At 73.7% G+C, this 14,302-nt stretch carries 13 protein-coding genes; 12 read left to right on the top strand and 1 reads right to left on the bottom strand.

Annotated features, from left to right (window positions below):
* The 3 genes from ACFYXA_RS34200 to ACFYXA_RS34190 all read left to right on the top strand — a co-directional run.
* The coding region (locus tag ACFYXA_RS34200) for a hypothetical protein (RefSeq protein ID WP_389040346.1) at positions 1 to 1,635 on the top strand (1,635 nt) is incomplete at its 5' end.
* Positions 1,632 to 2,852, top strand: coding sequence for a type VII secretion-associated serine protease mycosin (gene mycP / locus ACFYXA_RS34195; RefSeq protein ID WP_352250650.1), 1,221 nt, complete (start codon positions 1,632 to 1,634; stop codon positions 2,850 to 2,852). The genes ACFYXA_RS34200 and mycP, both read left to right, overlap by 4 nt.
* Before the next feature lie 73 nt (positions 2,853 to 2,925).
* A complete protein-coding gene (locus tag ACFYXA_RS34190) occupies positions 2,926 to 3,657 on the top strand; it encodes an SseB family protein (RefSeq protein ID WP_389040341.1) in 732 nt (243 codons plus the stop codon).
* 18 nt (positions 3,658 to 3,675) lie between these two features.
* Here the strand turns inward: ACFYXA_RS34190 and ACFYXA_RS34185 are convergent, their stop codons facing one another.
* Entirely contained in the window at positions 3,676 to 4,056 is a 381-nt protein-coding gene (locus ACFYXA_RS34185; protein WP_389040338.1) for a DUF1844 domain-containing protein, read from the bottom strand.
* A gap of 420 nt (positions 4,057 to 4,476) precedes the next feature.
* Between ACFYXA_RS34185 and infC the strand changes: the two genes are divergently transcribed.
* From infC to ACFYXA_RS34140, 9 genes are all read left to right on the top strand, one after another.
* On the top strand, positions 4,477 to 5,148 hold the full coding sequence (gene infC, locus ACFYXA_RS34180; protein WP_351098326.1) for a translation initiation factor IF-3: 672 nt from the start codon (positions 4,477 to 4,479) through the stop codon (positions 5,146 to 5,148).
* A 111-nt stretch (positions 5,149 to 5,259) separates the two neighbouring features.
* Positions 5,260 to 5,454 (top strand): 50S ribosomal protein L35, encoded by a 195-nt coding sequence (gene rpmI / locus ACFYXA_RS34175; protein WP_004933563.1) that lies wholly within the window; start codon positions 5,260 to 5,262, stop codon positions 5,452 to 5,454.
* Positions 5,455 to 5,558: 104 nt separating this feature from the next.
* Positions 5,559 to 5,942 (top strand): 50S ribosomal protein L20, encoded by a 384-nt coding sequence (rplT, locus tag ACFYXA_RS34170; RefSeq protein ID WP_004002577.1) that lies wholly within the window; start codon positions 5,559 to 5,561, stop codon positions 5,940 to 5,942.
* A 140-nt stretch (positions 5,943 to 6,082) separates the two neighbouring features.
* On the top strand, positions 6,083 to 6,949 hold the full coding sequence (locus ACFYXA_RS34165) for an RNA methyltransferase (protein WP_352250655.1): 867 nt from the start codon (positions 6,083 to 6,085) through the stop codon (positions 6,947 to 6,949).
* Positions 6,950 to 7,002: 53 nt separating this feature from the next.
* Positions 7,003 to 8,136, top strand: a complete 1,134-nt coding sequence (locus ACFYXA_RS34160; RefSeq protein WP_352250657.1) for an ATP-binding protein — start codon at positions 7,003 to 7,005, stop codon at positions 8,134 to 8,136.
* Between the two features lie 128 nt (positions 8,137 to 8,264).
* The gene (gene pheS, locus ACFYXA_RS34155) at positions 8,265 to 9,386 is read left to right on the top strand and encodes a phenylalanine--tRNA ligase subunit alpha (RefSeq protein WP_389040331.1); all 1,122 of its coding nucleotides are present in this window, start codon (positions 8,265 to 8,267) and stop codon (positions 9,384 to 9,386) included.
* Positions 9,386 to 11,896: a phenylalanine--tRNA ligase subunit beta gene (gene pheT, locus ACFYXA_RS34150; RefSeq protein ID WP_389040328.1), complete on the top strand. Its 2,511-nt coding sequence runs from the start codon at positions 9,386 to 9,388 to the stop codon at positions 11,894 to 11,896. Before pheS ends, pheT begins: the two co-directional genes overlap by 1 nt.
* 430 nt (positions 11,897 to 12,326) lie before the next feature.
* Positions 12,327 to 13,667: a transcriptional regulator gene (locus tag ACFYXA_RS34145; protein ID WP_389040325.1), complete on the top strand. Its 1,341-nt coding sequence runs from the start codon at positions 12,327 to 12,329 to the stop codon at positions 13,665 to 13,667.
* Between the two features lie 95 nt (positions 13,668 to 13,762).
* Entirely contained in the window at positions 13,763 to 14,293 is a 531-nt protein-coding gene (locus ACFYXA_RS34140) for an NUDIX hydrolase (RefSeq protein ID WP_352250665.1), read from the top strand.
* Positions 14,294 to 14,302 lie beyond the last annotated feature (9 nt).

Raw genomic sequence — 14,302 nt, 5'->3', positions numbered from 1 at the left:
GCCCGCGCCCCGGGGGCGAGACCGTCCCGCTCGGACGCGACCCGCACGGCCGGCCCGGAGGGTGCGGCCGCGCCCCACGCGGACGGTGCCCGCCCACCCCGTGCCGACAGCGGCGACCCCGCCCGCCCCGGCGTCACCCGCCCGGCCCGCCTGGAGAACCCCCGCTCCTCGTCGCCGGCAGCCGGCGCGGAGGGCGCCCGCGCCCCGGGGGCGAGACCGTCCCGCTCGGACGCGACCCGCACGGCCGGCCCGGAGGGTGCGGCCGCGCCCCACGCGGACGGTGCCCGCCCGCCCCGTGCCGACAGCGGCGACCCCGCCCGCCCGGGCGTCACCCGCCCGGCCCGCCTGGACGGCGCACGCCCCACCACCGCCGGCGCCGACCGCCCGGGCTCAGCGGCCCCGGCCGGTGACCGTGCCACGCGCACCTCCGCCACCACCCCGGCGAGCGGCCGCCCCCCGCGGCCGGACGCCGACCGCCTCTTCCGTCCGGCACCCTCCACCGCCCCGCCCGCAGGGACCGACGGCGCGCAGGCGCCCGGGGAAGGGAGCGCCTGGAGCCCCTTGCCGCGAGGTTGGGCGGCCGCTCCCGCTCAGGCCCCCCGGGACGCGCTGTCGTCCGCCGTGCCCGGACAGGGAGGGGTGTGGTCGCCCGCCACCCCCGTACGGCACCCCGACTTCGACGTGCCGGACGGGCACGAGCCGGAGTTCGACGCCCCGGCCGCCCGGATCCCCCGCCCCGCGGACCCCGCACCCGGCGGCCCCACCCCCGACCCCTCCCTCTCGTGGAGCGCGCCCCCGCCCGGCGGCGGCGCGACACGGCCGGTGGTGACCTTCGCGCAGCCCGAGGGGTACGGCGACACACCGCCGCGCGCCGGACGCAGACGCGTACGCGGGCGCACCCTCGCCGCCGCCACCTGCGTCGTCCTCGGACTCGGCCTCATCGGCGGCGCCGCCACCGGCAGCTGGCTCGTCGGCGACGCCGCCGGCTCGGGGGAGCGCGGCGCATACGCCACTGCCGGCGGCCTGTGGCACAACGTCCCCGTCGACCAGCTGTTCCCACCCACCGTGGACGGTCAGGGCGCGGGCCCCGGCGGCGCCGACCGCACCTGGACGCGGGTCGCCGTCGCCCCGGACAGCGGCTGCGCCGGCGCCCTCGACCCGCTGCTGCTCCAGGTCCTCGCCCCGGTCGGCTGCGGGCGCCTGCTGCGCGCGACCTACGTCGACGCCACCCAGAGCTATGTCACCACCGTCGGCATGGTCTTCACCGAGGCCGACGAGGCCGGCATGCGCGCGCTGGACACCCGGTTCGACAAGGAGGGCCTGGCCCGCCGGACCGACCTGATGCCCCGCACCTACGCCCCGCCGGACACCGTCGCCGCCGGCTTCGGCGACGCGCAGCGCGCCTCCTGGACGGTCTCCGTCCTCACCGACGCGCCCGTCGTCGTCTACGCCGTCTCCGGCTGGGCCGACGGCCGTACCGTCGCCACCCCCGAGCCCGCCGCCCGGGCCGCCGCACCCGGCGCCACCTCGGCCCCGGCCCAGGCGGGTCTGGGCAACGAGGCGAAGGGCCTCGCCGACCGCGTCGAACGCGGCCTGCGCAAAACCGTCGCCGCCCCCTCGGAGCAGCCCTCATGAGCAGCCGTAGGACGACACCCCGGGCGGGCCTGCTGTGCTGCCTCCTCGCCGCCTCCCTCGCCCTGCTGCCCGCCGCCCCCGCGCAGGCGGACGGCATCCGCGCCCAGCAGTGGGGCCTTCAGGCCCTGCACACCGACCAGATCTGGCGGACCACCAAGGGCGCGGGCATCACCGTCGCCGTCCTGGACACCGGCGTCGACGGCGAGCACCCCGACCTCGCCGGGAACGTCCTCACCGGCAAGGACCTCGTCGGCTTCGGCGCGCGGCGCGGCGACGCCGTCTGGGCCCGCCACGGCACCGCGATGGCCAGCATCATCGCCGGCCACGGCCACGGCCCCGCGGGTGAGGACGGCGTCATGGGCATCGCACCCGAGGCCAAGATCCTCCCCGTCCGCGTGATCCTGGAGGACCGCGACGCGGCCCGCACCAAGGCCCGCAACACCCGCGGCAACGCCCTCGCGGAAGGCATCCGCTGGGCCGCCGACCAGGGCGCCGACGTCATCAACCTCTCCCTCGGCGACGACTCCGCCTCCGCCCACCCCGAACCCTCCGAGGACGAGGCCGTCCAGTACGCCCTGAAGAAGGGCTCCGTGGTCGTCGCCTCGGCCGGCAACGGCGGCGACAAGGGCGACCACATCTCCTACCCGGCCGCCTACCCCGGCGTCATCGCCGCGACCGCCGTCGACCGCTACGGCACCCGCGCCTCCTTCTCCACCCGCCGCTGGTACGCCACGGTCAGCGCGCCCGGCGTGGACGTCGTGATCGCCGACCCGGACCACCGGTACTACCAGGGCTGGGGCACCTCCGCCGCGGCGGCCTTCGTGTCCGGCGCCGTCGCCCTCCTCAAGGCCGCCCACCCGGGGCTGACCCCGGCGCAGATCAAGAAGCTGCTGGAGGACACCGCCCGCAACGCCCCCACCGGCGGCCGGGACGACTCCCGCGGCTTCGGTTTCATCGACCCGGCCGCCGCGATCAAGGCCGCCGGCGCGCTCAAGCCCGAAGGGCTGCGGGCCGCGTCCCACGGCGACGCCTACTTCGGCCCCGGGCCCGACGCGGAGAAGGCCGAGGAGGACACGTCGAGCTGGGCCGCCCCGCTCGCCGGCGGCGCCGGGGGCCTGCTGCTGGTCGCCGCGGTCGTCCTGTGGCGCGGCCGCCGCGAGGAGGAACGGCAGGACGCGTACGACGCCCTCCAGCGGGACCGGTACGAGGTCCTCTAGAACGCCGACACCCCCGCCCGTGCCCCGGGCCCCGCACCGGGCCGGCGGACGTCCCCCGATAGGGTCGGTGACCGTGGTGAACAAGAACATCCCCGACCCCGGCTACTCCGACGACGACGGCTCCGCCGACCCCGCACTGAGCGCGGCCCTCGCCGCCTGGGCTCAGGACCGCGCCGCCGTCGGCCCGGTCCTCGAAGCGCTCAAGGGCGCCCGCCTGCTCGTGCCCGTCGTGGCCGTGCTCGGGGAGGTCGAGGAGGACGAGAACGGGCTGCGCCGCGAGAAGACCAGCGACATGGCCGTCCCCACCCTCAAAGCGGGCGCCCGCGTCGCCCTGCCCGCGTTCACCTCCACCGAGTCCCTCGCCCGCTGGGACCCCGAGGCCCGCCCCGTCGCCGTACCGCTGCACCAGGCGCTCCAGGCCGCCGCCCACGAGAAGGCCGACACGGTCGTCCTCGACCTGGCGGGGCCGGTCCCCTTCGAACTGACCGGGCCGGCGCTGCTCGCCCTCGCCGAGGGCCGCACCACGACCGACCCGCTCACCGACCCGGCGGTCCTCGCCGCCGTGCGCGCCGTCGTGGCCGCCGAACCCGCCGTGCTGCGCGCCCACCTCGGGCCCGGGCAGGCCGACGGCACCCTGGCCCTCGTCCTGGACCCGGCCGCCGCCCCCGCCGAGGCCGCCCGGTCGGTGGCCCGGCGTCTCGCAGGTGACGAGACGCTGAGGGCCCGCCTGGTGCGCGGCCTCGACCTGGCACTGCTGCCGGCCGGGACGACGCCTCCGGGCGAGCCCCTGTACGTACGCGGATGAGCTGACGGCGTCCGCGGACTACTTGCCGTAGACCGCCCCGGTGTACTTCTCGCCCGGGCCCTGGCCCGGCTCGTCCGGGACGATCGACGCCTCGCGGAACGCCAGCTGCAGCGACTTCAGGCCGTCGCGCAGCGGGGCCGCGTGGAAGGAGCTGATCTCGGTCGCGGACGCGTCGAGCAGGCCGGCGAGGGCGTGCACCAGCTTGCGGGCCTCGTCGAGGTCCTTGTACTTGTCGCCCTCCTCCGTCAGGCCGAGCTTCACGGCGGCGGCGCTCATCAGGTTGACGGCGACCGTCACGATCACCTCGACCGCCGGCACCTCGGCGATGTCGCGGGTCATGTCGTCGAAGCCGGCGGCACCGGGGGTCTCGGGGGCGCCCGGGGAGGGGGTCTCACTCATGCCCCACACGATAGGGCCAGCGACACGCCCTGCCGACAGCGCCCTCTTGACAGCGCGGGGCGGCGGACACCTGATTCGCGCGCGCCTTCTCGACCTGCTAATCTCGTGTAACGACCGGTCGGACACGCGTGCCACTCAGCAGGCGGGCCCGGCCCACAAGTGGAGACTCCGAGCTCCCACCCGACTGTCCCCAGGGCGGCGGGTCACCCCGGTCAGGCGACCACCATCGTTCCGTACGGACGATGGAGTCGCCCGGTAGCGCGCCCCGCGATCCTCGCGGCGGTGCTCCGGTAGTGCTTGGAGCCCCGCCTGTGATCGTCCGGGGCATTTTTTGTGTTTCGGCGTGGTTATAGGTCTATCGAACACAGACGTTACGCGGCCGTCCGCCAGACGCTCGCGTGGTGCTACCGAGGAGGATCCATCAGCGCCGAGCCCCGCATCAACGACCGGATTCGCGTTCCCGAGGTGCGACTTGTCGGTCCCAGTGGCGAGCAGGTGGGCATCGTCCCCCTGGCCAAGGCACTGGAGCTTGCGCAGGAGTACGACCTGGACCTGGTCGAGGTCGCGGCGAACGCCCGCCCGCCGGTCTGCAAGCTCATGGACTACGGGAAGTTCAAGTACGAGTCGGCCATGAAGGCCCGTGAGGCGCGCAAGAACCAGGCGCACACGGTCATCAAGGAGATGAAGCTCCGGCCGAAGATCGACCCGCACGACTACGACACCAAGAAGGGTCACGTCGTCCGGTTCCTCAAGCAGGGCGACAAGGTCAAGATCACGATCATGTTCCGCGGTCGTGAGCAGTCCCGGCCCGAGCTGGGCTACCGACTGCTGCAGCGTCTCGCGGAGGACGTCCAGGACCTCGGGTTCGTCGAGTCGAACCCCAAGCAGGACGGCCGAAACATGATCATGGTTCTCGGTCCGCACAAGAAGAAGACCGAGGCGATGGCCGAGGCCCGTCAGGCACAGGAAGCCCGCAAGGCGGAAGCGAAGGCCAACCCCGGCCGCTCGCAGAACGCCGCGGACGCCGTGCACGACGAGGCCCCCGCCGAGGTTCCTGCAGAGGCCCCTGCCGAGGCTTCCGCCGAGGCGTGATCCGAGGGACAGCGGTCCCGCGGACGTAACCGAAACAAGAGCGACGCTCCACCCGTGCCCGGTTGTGACGACCGGGCACCGGAGCGCCATCGACGAGGAGAGAACGGCGCTATGCCGAAGAACAAGTCGCACAGCGGTGCCAGCAAGCGCTTCAAGGTCACCGGCTCCGGCAAGGTGCTCCGCGAGCGCGCCGGCAAGCGCCACCTGCTCGAGCACAAGTCGTCCCGCGTGACGCGTCGCCTCACGGGCAACGCCGAGATGGCCCCGGGCGACGCCGCGAAGATCAAGAAGCTTCTCGGCAAGTGACGTCGGGCGCGGATCTTCCTCCCGCGCCTGATCTCTGACCGGGACCCAATCGATTACCGGGTCGTGTGAGTCCAACCACGGCCCCGCTACAAGGAGTCAATCAAGTGGCACGCGTCAAGCGGGCAGTCAACGCCCACAAGAAGCGCCGGGCGATCCTCGAGCAGGCCTCCGGCTACCGCGGTCAGCGTTCGCGCCTGTACCGCAAGGCCAAGGAGCAGGTCACCCACTCGCTGGTCTACAACTACAACGACCGCAAGAAGCGCAAGGGCGACTTCCGTCAGCTGTGGATCCAGCGCATCAACGCCGCTGCCCGCGCCAACGGCATCACGTACAACCGCTTCATCCAGGGTCTGAAGGCCGCGAACGTCGAGGTCGACCGCAAGATCCTGGCCGAGCTGGCCGTGAACGACGCCGGCGCCTTCGCCGCGCTCGTCGAGGTCGCGCAGAAGGCGCTGCCGAGCGACGTCAACGCCCCGAAGGCGGCGTGACGCTGCGCCGGCTCCAGCCGACGTGACCGGACCCGCAGGCCCCCCGGCCTGCGGGTCCGACTGCTTCCCCGAGGGCTCCGCCCCCGGACCCCCGGCGCTTGCCCGGCTCCGTCACACGTCCCGCTCCCACCGAAGGTGCCATGCCCCCCGCCACCCCCGACCTCATCTCCCCCCGCTCCCCCCGCGTCTCGGCCGCGAGGCGTCTGGCCCGGCGGAACTTCCGGGGCAAGGAGCGACTGTTCCTGGCGGAGGGACCGCAGGCCGTACGGGAGGCCGCCGCACACCGCACCCCGGGCGGCGCGGACGCGACGCTCGTCGAACTCTTCGCCACCCTCGAAGCCGCGGAGCGCTACGCGGACATCATCGGCGAGGCCCGCGCCGCCGGCGCCCGCGTCCACCTCGCCGACGAGCAGGTCATCGAGGACATCTCCACCACCGTCACCCCGCAGGGCCTCGTCGGCGTCTGCCGGTTCCTGGACACGCCGTTCGAGGACATCCTCGCCGCCCGCCCCAAGCTCGTCGCCGTCCTCGCGAACGTCCGCGACCCCGGCAACGCCGGCACCGTCCTGCGCTGCGCCGACGCCGCCGGCGCCGAGGCCGTCGTCCTCACCGACGCCTCCGTCGACCTGTACAACCCCAAGGCCGTACGGGCCTCCGTCGGCTCCCTGTTCCACCTGCCGGTCGCCGTCGGCGTCCCCGTCGAGCGGGCCGTGGCCGGGCTCAGGGACGCCGGGGTGCGCATCCTCGCCGCCGACGGGGCCGGCGCGCACGACCTCGACGAGGAGCTCGACAAGGGCGCCATGGGCGGACCGACCGCATGGGTGTTCGGCAACGAGGCCTGGGGCCTGCCGGAGGAGACCCGCGCCCTCGCCGACGCCGTCGTCCGCGTCCCCATCCACGGCAAGGCCGAGAGCCTGAACCTCGCCACCGCTGCGGCCGTATGTCTCTACGCGTCGGCCCGCGCCCAGCGCGCCCCCGAAGGCTGCCGCACCGTCAGTTCCACCTAGTAGGGTGACCAGCTCGGGGGCCCCTCAGCCGTCTGAGAGGTGGGGTAAGGGGAATGAGCGTCGGCATGAGCAGCACACGGGAAGCACGGGCCGTGCCGCACGCCGCCGCGTCCCCGTCGCCCGGTGACGCCGCCGGAGTCGACCCCGACGACCTGCCCGACGGACTGGTCGTCGCCGACGAGCACGGTCACGTCGTCTGCTTCAACGCCGCCGCCGAACGCATCACCGCCCTGTCCGCCGAGGACGCCCTCGGCAGCCGGCTGGAGAAGGCCCTGCCGCTGGAGGACCTCGAAGGCCGCCGCTGGTGGCCGCTGACCGACCCCTACGGCGGGCTCGCCATCCGGGTGCGCCAGCCCGAACGCAACCTGCTGCTGCCCGGCGGACGCGAGGTCCTCGTCTCCGCGCGGTACGTGCGCAGCGAGCCCACCGGCCCCGTCCGCCGCGTCGTCGTCTGCCTGCGCGACACCGAGGCGCGTCGCCGCACCGAGCGCAGCCACGCCGAGCTGATAGCGACCGTGGCCCACGAGCTGCGCTCCCCGCTCACCTCCGTGAAGGGCTTCACCGCCACCCTCCTCGCCAAGTGGGCACGGTTCACCGACGACCAGAAGCGGCTGATGCTGGAGACGGTCGACGCCGACGCCGACCGCGTCACCCGGCTCATCGCCGAACTGCTCGACATCTCCCGCATCGACTCCGGCCGGCTGGAGGTGCGCCGCCAGCCCGTCGACATGGGCGCCGCCGTCGGCCGGCACATCCAGGCCTACGTGGCCGCGGGCCAGCCCGCCGACCGGTTCCTGCTGCGCGTCGAGCAGCCGCTGCCCGACCTGTGGGCCGACCCCGACAAGGTCGACCAGGTGCTCAGCAACCTCATCGAAAATGCGGTGCGGCACGGCGAGGGAACCGTCACCATTGACGTCACGCCCGCCCCGTCCCCCCGTGAGGGGGAGGACGCCGGCACGTCGGTCACCGTGAGCGACGAGGGCGCCGGCATCCCGGAGGAGTCCATGAACCGCGTCTTCACCCGCTTCTGGCGGGGCAGCAAGCGCGGCGGCACCGGACTCGGGCTGTACATCGTCAAGGGCATCGTCGAGGCCCACGGCGGCGTCATCACGGTCGGCCGCGCCCCCGAGGGCGGCGCCGAGTTCCGATTTACGTTGCCCGTGAGCGCTCCGGCCTATCTGAGCTGAGTGCCCGCGGGCGCATTCGCACACCTCCACCCCGTTAGACTCGGCCTCTGGCACCCATGTGTCCTGCACACGGCCCTCCGCGCCGCTCACGGGGACCATCCGCCAGCCAACCGGAAGCACGGGAAGAGATGTCGGCACCCAATAAGTCGTACGACCCTGTAGAGGTCGAGGCCTTGAAACCGGAAGAGATCGAGCGCATGCGGGACGAGGCGCTCTCCGCCTTCGCCGCCGCGGACTCCCTCGACGCGCTCCAGGAGGCCAAGGTCGCCCACACCGGCGGCACCTCCCCGCTGGCCCTCGCCAACCGCGAGATCGGCGCGCTGCCCCCGCACGCGAAGGCCGCCGCCGGCAAGCTCGTCGGCCAGGCCCGCGGCGCCGTCAACAAGGCCCTCGCCGGCCGTCAGGCGGAGCTCGAGGACGAGCGCGACGCGCGCGTGCTGGTCGAGGAGGCCGTGGACGTCACGCTGCCCTACGACCGCGTCCCGGCCGGCGCCCGCCACCCGCTCACCACGCTGTCCGAGCGCATCGAGGACGTCTTCGTCGCCATGGGCTACGAGGTCGCCGAGGGCCCGCAGGCCGAGGGCGAGTGGTTCAACTTCGACGCCCTCAACATCGGCCCGGACCACCCCGCCCGCGGCGAGGCCGACACGTTCTTCGTGCAGGCCCCCGACGGCGGCGGCGACAGCGGTGTCGTCCTGCGCACCCACACCTCGCCCGTGCAGATCCGCTCCCTGCTCCAGCGCGAGCTACCGGTGTACGTGATCTGCCCCGGCCGCGTGTACCGCACCGACGAGCTGGACGCCACGCACACCCCCGTCTTCCACCAGGTCGAGCTGCTCGCCGTCGACGAGGGCCTGACCATGGCCGACCTCAAGGGCACCCTCGACCACATGGTCCAGGCGCTGTTCGGCGAGGGCATGAAGACCCGGCTGCGGCCCAACTTCTTCCCCTTCACCGAGCCGTCCGCCGAGATGGACATGGTGTGCTACGTCTGCCGCGGCGAGTCCGTCGGCAACCCCGACCGCCCCTGCCGCACCTGCTCCTCCGAGGGCTGGATCGAGCTCGGCGGCTGCGGCATGGTCAACCCCAAGGTGCTGACCGCCTGCGGCGTCGACCCGGAGAAGTACAGCGGGTTCGCCTTCGGGTTCGGCATCGAGCGGATGCTGATGTTCCGCCACAACGTCGAAGACATGCGAGACATGGTCGAGGGTGACGTCCGGTTCACCCGGCCGTTCGGGATGGAGATCTGATGCGGGTCCCGCTTTCTTGGCTGCGGGAGTACGTCGACCTGCCGGCCACCGAGACCGGCCGTGACGTCCAGGCCAAGCTCATTTCGGCCGGCCTCGAGGTGGAGACCGTCGAGCACCTCGGCGCCGACCTCAAGGGCCCGCTGGTCGTCGGCCAGGTCCTGACCATCGAGGAGCTGGAGGGCTTCAAGAAGCCGATCCGCTTCTGCACGGTCGACGTCGGCCAGGCCAACGGCACGGGCGAGCCCCAGGAGATCGTCTGCGGCGCCCGCAACTTCGCCGTCGGCGACAAGGTCGTGGTCGTCCTGCCCGGCGCCACCCTGCCCGGCGGCTTCTCGATCTCCGCGCGCAAGACCTACGGCAAGACCTCCCACGGCATGATCTGCTCCGGCGACGAGCTGGGCATGGGCGACGACGGCACCCACGGCATCATCGTGCTGCCGCCGGAGACCGAGGTCGGCAAGGACGCCATCGAGCTGCTCGAACTGGTCGACGAGGTCCTCGACATCGCCGTCACCGCCAACCGCGGCGACTGCCTGTCGATCCGCGGCGTCGCCCGCGAGACCGCCATCGCCTACGGGCTGCCGCTGCGCGACCCCGCCCTCATCGACGTGCCCGCCCCGAACGCCTTCGGCTACCCCGTGCAGGTCTCCGACCCGGTCGGCTGCGACCGCTTCACCGCCCGCACGGTCACCGACCTCAGCCCCGAGGCGCGCTCCCCGATCTGGCTCCGGCGCCGGCTCCAGAAGGTCGGCATGCGCCCGATCTCGCTCGCCGTCGACGTCACCAACTACGTGATGATGGAGCTGGGCCAGCCCCTGCACGCCTACGACCGCTCCCTCGTCCAGGGGACGATCGGCGTGCGCCGGGCCGCGGAGGGCGAGAAGATCGTCACCCTCGACGGCGTCACCCGCACCCTGCACGCCGAGGACCTGGTGATCACCGACGAGCGCGGCCCGATCGGCCTCGCCGGCGTCATGGGCGGCGCCGACACCGAGATCGCCGACCACGAGGCGGACGGCGGCACCACCGCCGTCGTCATCGAGGCCGCCCACTTCGACGCGGTCTCCGTCGCCCGTACGGCCCGCCGGCACAAGCTGACCTCCGAGGCCTCGCGCCGCTTCGAGCGCGGCGTCGACCCGCAGGCCGCGGCCGCCGCCGCGCAGCGCACCGTCGACCTGCTCGTGCTCCTCGCGGGCGGCACCGCCGAGGCCGGCGTCACCGAGGTCGTCGCGCCGTCCGCGCCGCACACCGTGACCACCCCGGCCGACCACCCGGACAGGGTCGCGGGCGTCACCTACGGCCGCGAGACCGTCGTACGCCGGCTCCAGGAGATCGGCTGCCAGGTGCAGGGGCAGGACGAGCTGCTCGTCACCGTGCCGTCCTGGCGGCCCGACCTCGTCGAGGCCAACGACCTCGCCGAGGAGGTCATCCGGCTGGAGGGCTACGAGAACCTGCCCTCCACGCTGCCCAAGCTGCCCTCGGGCCGCGGTCTGACCCACCGGCAGCGGCTGCACCGCCGCGTCGGCCGGGCCCTGGCCGGCGCCGGCTACGTCGAGGCGCCGAACTACCCGTTCGTCGGCGAGCAGGTCTTCGACCAGCTCGGACTGGCCGCCGACGACCCGGCCCGCCGTGTCGTCAAGCTGGTCAACCCGCTCAACGACGAGGAGCCCGCGCTCCGCACCACGCTGCTGCCCGGCCTGCTGGCCGCGCTGCGCCGCAACGACGGCCGGGGCAGCCACGACCTCGCGCTGTTCGAGACCGGGCTCGTCTTCCACCCCCGCGAGGAGCGGCCGGCCGCGGTCCGTCTGCCGGTCGACCGGCGGCCCACCGAGGCGGAGATCGCCGCGCTCGACGCCGCGCTGCCCGAGCAGCCGCGCCATGTCGCCGTCGTCCTCGCGGGCGCCCGCGAGCAGGCCGGCTGGTGGGGCAAGGGCCGCCCGGCCGACTGGGCCGACGCCGTCGAGGCGGCCCGGACCGTCGCCCGTGAGGCCGGCGCCGAACTGATCGTGCGCAGCGGCCAGTACGGGCCGTGGCACCCGGGCAGGTGCGCCGAGCTCGCCGTCGTCGTCGACGGTGACGAGCGGGTCGTCGGACACGCGGGCGAACTGCACCCGCGGGTGCTGAAGGCCCTGGGCCTGCCCGTCCGTACGTCCGCCATGGAGCTGGACCTCGACGTCCTGGAGCGGGTCGGCGACGACACGCCCCAGGCGCCGAGCATCTCCTCGTTCCCCGTCGCCACGCAGGACGTCGCCCTCGTCGTCGACAAGTTCGTCCCGCACGCCGACGTCGAGGCCGCGCTGCGTGAGGGTGCGGGCGAACTGCTGGAGAACATCCGCCTGTTCGACGTGTACGAGAACGCGGAGCAGCTGGGCGAGGGGCGCAAGTCGCTGGCCTACGCGTTGCGCTTCCGCGCGGGGGACCGGACGCTGACGGTCGACGAGGCGTCGGCCGCCCGCGACGCGGCGGTCGCCCTGGCGGGCGAGCGGACGGGGGCGGTTCTGCGGGGCTGATGTCGTCGCCGGCTGCCGCTGGGTTGTGGCTGGTCGCGCAGTTCCCCGCGCCCCTGGGGGGCACGGGGCTGCGCCCCAGCCCCCAGGGGCACCCCTGCTGGAAACGCACGTGAGGGCAACTCCCCAGGGGCGCGGGGCTGTGACATATGCGGCTCCGCCGCGTGGGCGCGACCAGCCCCGAACGACCCGCGCCGGACAACGCACCCGGTACCGAAGCGGCGCCCCCGGCCAAACCCGCGGAGCGAACCGCCGGGCCGTCGCTTTCGAGGGGGAGCCGACGGCCCGGCGAACCTCTTGCGAGGCATTTCAGTCAACCGGCTGTGCACGGTGAGCGACAGCATGCACACGGCTCGGGTGCGCGCACTCGGTTCACACCCCGTGTGAAGCGGGACCCATTACCCTGGCGGCATTGAGCCACCGGGGGGCACCCATGCAGCCCAACACACTGCTCGACGCGATCCTGGACGAGGCGGGGATCTCCCACGCGGGTCTCGCCGCCCACGTCAACCAGGCCGGGCAGGCTCGGGGGCTCGCGCTGCGTTACGAGCACACGGCCGTCGCGAGGTGGCTGAAAGGGCAGCGTCCGCGCGGGCAGGTGCCCGACCTGATCTGCGAGGTGCTCGCCGGACGGCTGCGGCGCCCCGTCACCCTCGACGACATCGGCCTCGGTGTCCCGGGAGAGCCCTCCACCCCGCACGGCGCGTCGCTGTCGGGCTTCGTCGAGCGGGCCACCGCGCTGTGGCGCTCCGACGAGCAGCAGCGCCCGCACATCCTGGGCGCCCCCGCCGTCACCGGCACGCCCGCCGTGATGCCGGTGTGGGAGTGGGAGAACCCGCCCGAGGACGTCGACGTCTCGCGCGGCGGCCGGCACCGGGTGACGTCCGCCGACATAGAGACGCTGCGCGCGGCCCGCGCCCACTACGAGCAGATGTACCGGAAGACGGGCGGCGTGGCGACGCGCAGCCGGATCGTCGGCTTCCTCAACGCGGAGGCGGCCCCGCTGCTGCGCGGCGGCTACACCGACGCGACGGGGCGTCAACTGCACCGTGCCACGGGTGGGTTGGTGGCGATCGCCGGCATCTGCGCGTACGACTCGGACGCGCACGGGCTCGCGCAGCGCTACTTCCACCAGGCGCTGCGGCTGGCCAAGGCCAGCGGCGACCGGGGGCTGGGCGCCTATGTGATCGCGCTGCTGGTGAACCAGTCGCTGTTCATGCGGGAGCACCGGCAGGCCGTCGCCTTCGCTGAGGCCGCGCTGCGCACCGCGGGCAAGCACATCACCCCGGCCCTCGCCTCCGACCTGTACGCGATGCAGGCGAAGGCGTACGCACACCTCGGCGACGGCACCAGCGCCCTGTCGTGCATCCGCAGCGCCGAGACGGCAGCCGACCGGATCATGCGGGGCCGGGAGCCCGACGAGACCGGCTACGTCCAGCCGGGACTGGTCAACGTACAGGTGGCCGAAGCCCTGTTGAGCCTGGGCGATCTGACGGCGGCAGCGGAGCACGCCACGGCGGCCGTCGGCAGTCCCGCCCACGACCGGGGCCGGGTGCACCGGCTGGCCATGCTCAGCACGATCGAACTGCGCCAGGGCAACGCCGACAAGGCGGTGGCCATCGCGGTGGAGATGGCGGAGCAGGCGCGGGGGATGGAGTCCCAGCGTCTGCGCGACAGACTCCGGGCGGTGCGCGAACACCTGGTGCGCAGCGGCTGCGCGGGCACGTCCGAGGCGGCCGAACTCATCGACGGGGCACTGCGCGTACCCCTGTAGCGTCGTGAAGCGTCGTGATGTGGCCTGACTCCGGATCGGCTCGGCACGGTGCCTGCTGCGATATTGCCCCTTACCCGACGGAAGGCGGCAGAACCGTGCAGTGGGCGAAGCAGAACGAACGAACCGTGTATGAGAACCGCTGGTTCAGCGTCAATCTGGCCGATGTCGAGCTGCCGGACGGCCGGCACCTCGACCACTTCCTCATCCGGCTGCGGCCGGTCGCCGTGGCGACGATCGTCAACGAGGCGGACGAGGCCCTGTTGTTGTGGCGCCACCGCTTCATCACCGACAGCTGGGGCTACGAACTCGCCGCCGGGGTCGTGGAGGACGGCGAGGACGTCGCCCGCGCGGCGGCCCGGGAGCTGGAGGAGGAGACCGGCTGGCGGCCCGGCCCCCTGCACCACCTCATGAGCGTGGAACCCTCCAACGGCCTCACCGACGCCGTCCACCACATCTACTGGGCGGACCGGGGCGAGTACGCGGGACCCCCCGTGGACGACTTCGAGTCGGACCGCCGGGAGTGGGTCCCCCTGGAACGCGTACCCGACCTGGTCGCCCGGGGGGAGGTGCCGGCCGCCAACATGGCGGCCGCGTTGATGCTGCTCCACCACCGCAGGTTCGGCTGACCCGGGCCG

This window comes from Streptomyces sp. NPDC002566 (assembly GCF_042889585.1).
Taxonomy (GTDB): Bacteria; Actinomycetota; Actinomycetes; order Streptomycetales; family Streptomycetaceae; genus Streptomyces.
Note: the sequence above shows the minus strand (reverse complement) of the source record. Positions and strands in the feature narration are given on the sequence as shown.

Bases quoted from the DNA above. Each gene is read 5' to 3' on its own strand.
- mycP (WP_352250650.1), top strand. From the start codon at position 1,632: ATGAGCAGCCGTAGGACGACACCCCGGGCGGGCCTGCTGTGCTGCCTC.
- ACFYXA_RS34185 (WP_389040338.1), bottom strand. From the start codon at position 4,056: ATGAGTGAGACCCCCTCCCCGGGCGCCCCCGAGACCCCCGGTGCCGCC.
- rpmI (WP_004933563.1), top strand. From the start codon at position 5,260: ATGCCGAAGAACAAGTCGCACAGCGGTGCCAGCAAGCGCTTCAAGGTC.
- ACFYXA_RS34165 (WP_352250655.1), top strand. From the start codon at position 6,083: ATGCCCCCCGCCACCCCCGACCTCATCTCCCCCCGCTCCCCCCGCGTC.
- ACFYXA_RS34160 (WP_352250657.1), top strand. From the start codon at position 7,003: ATGAGCGTCGGCATGAGCAGCACACGGGAAGCACGGGCCGTGCCGCAC.
- pheS (WP_389040331.1), top strand. From the start codon at position 8,265: ATGTCGGCACCCAATAAGTCGTACGACCCTGTAGAGGTCGAGGCCTTG.
- pheT (WP_389040328.1), top strand. From the start codon at position 9,386: ATGCGGGTCCCGCTTTCTTGGCTGCGGGAGTACGTCGACCTGCCGGCC.
- ACFYXA_RS34145 (WP_389040325.1), top strand. From the start codon at position 12,327: ATGCAGCCCAACACACTGCTCGACGCGATCCTGGACGAGGCGGGGATC.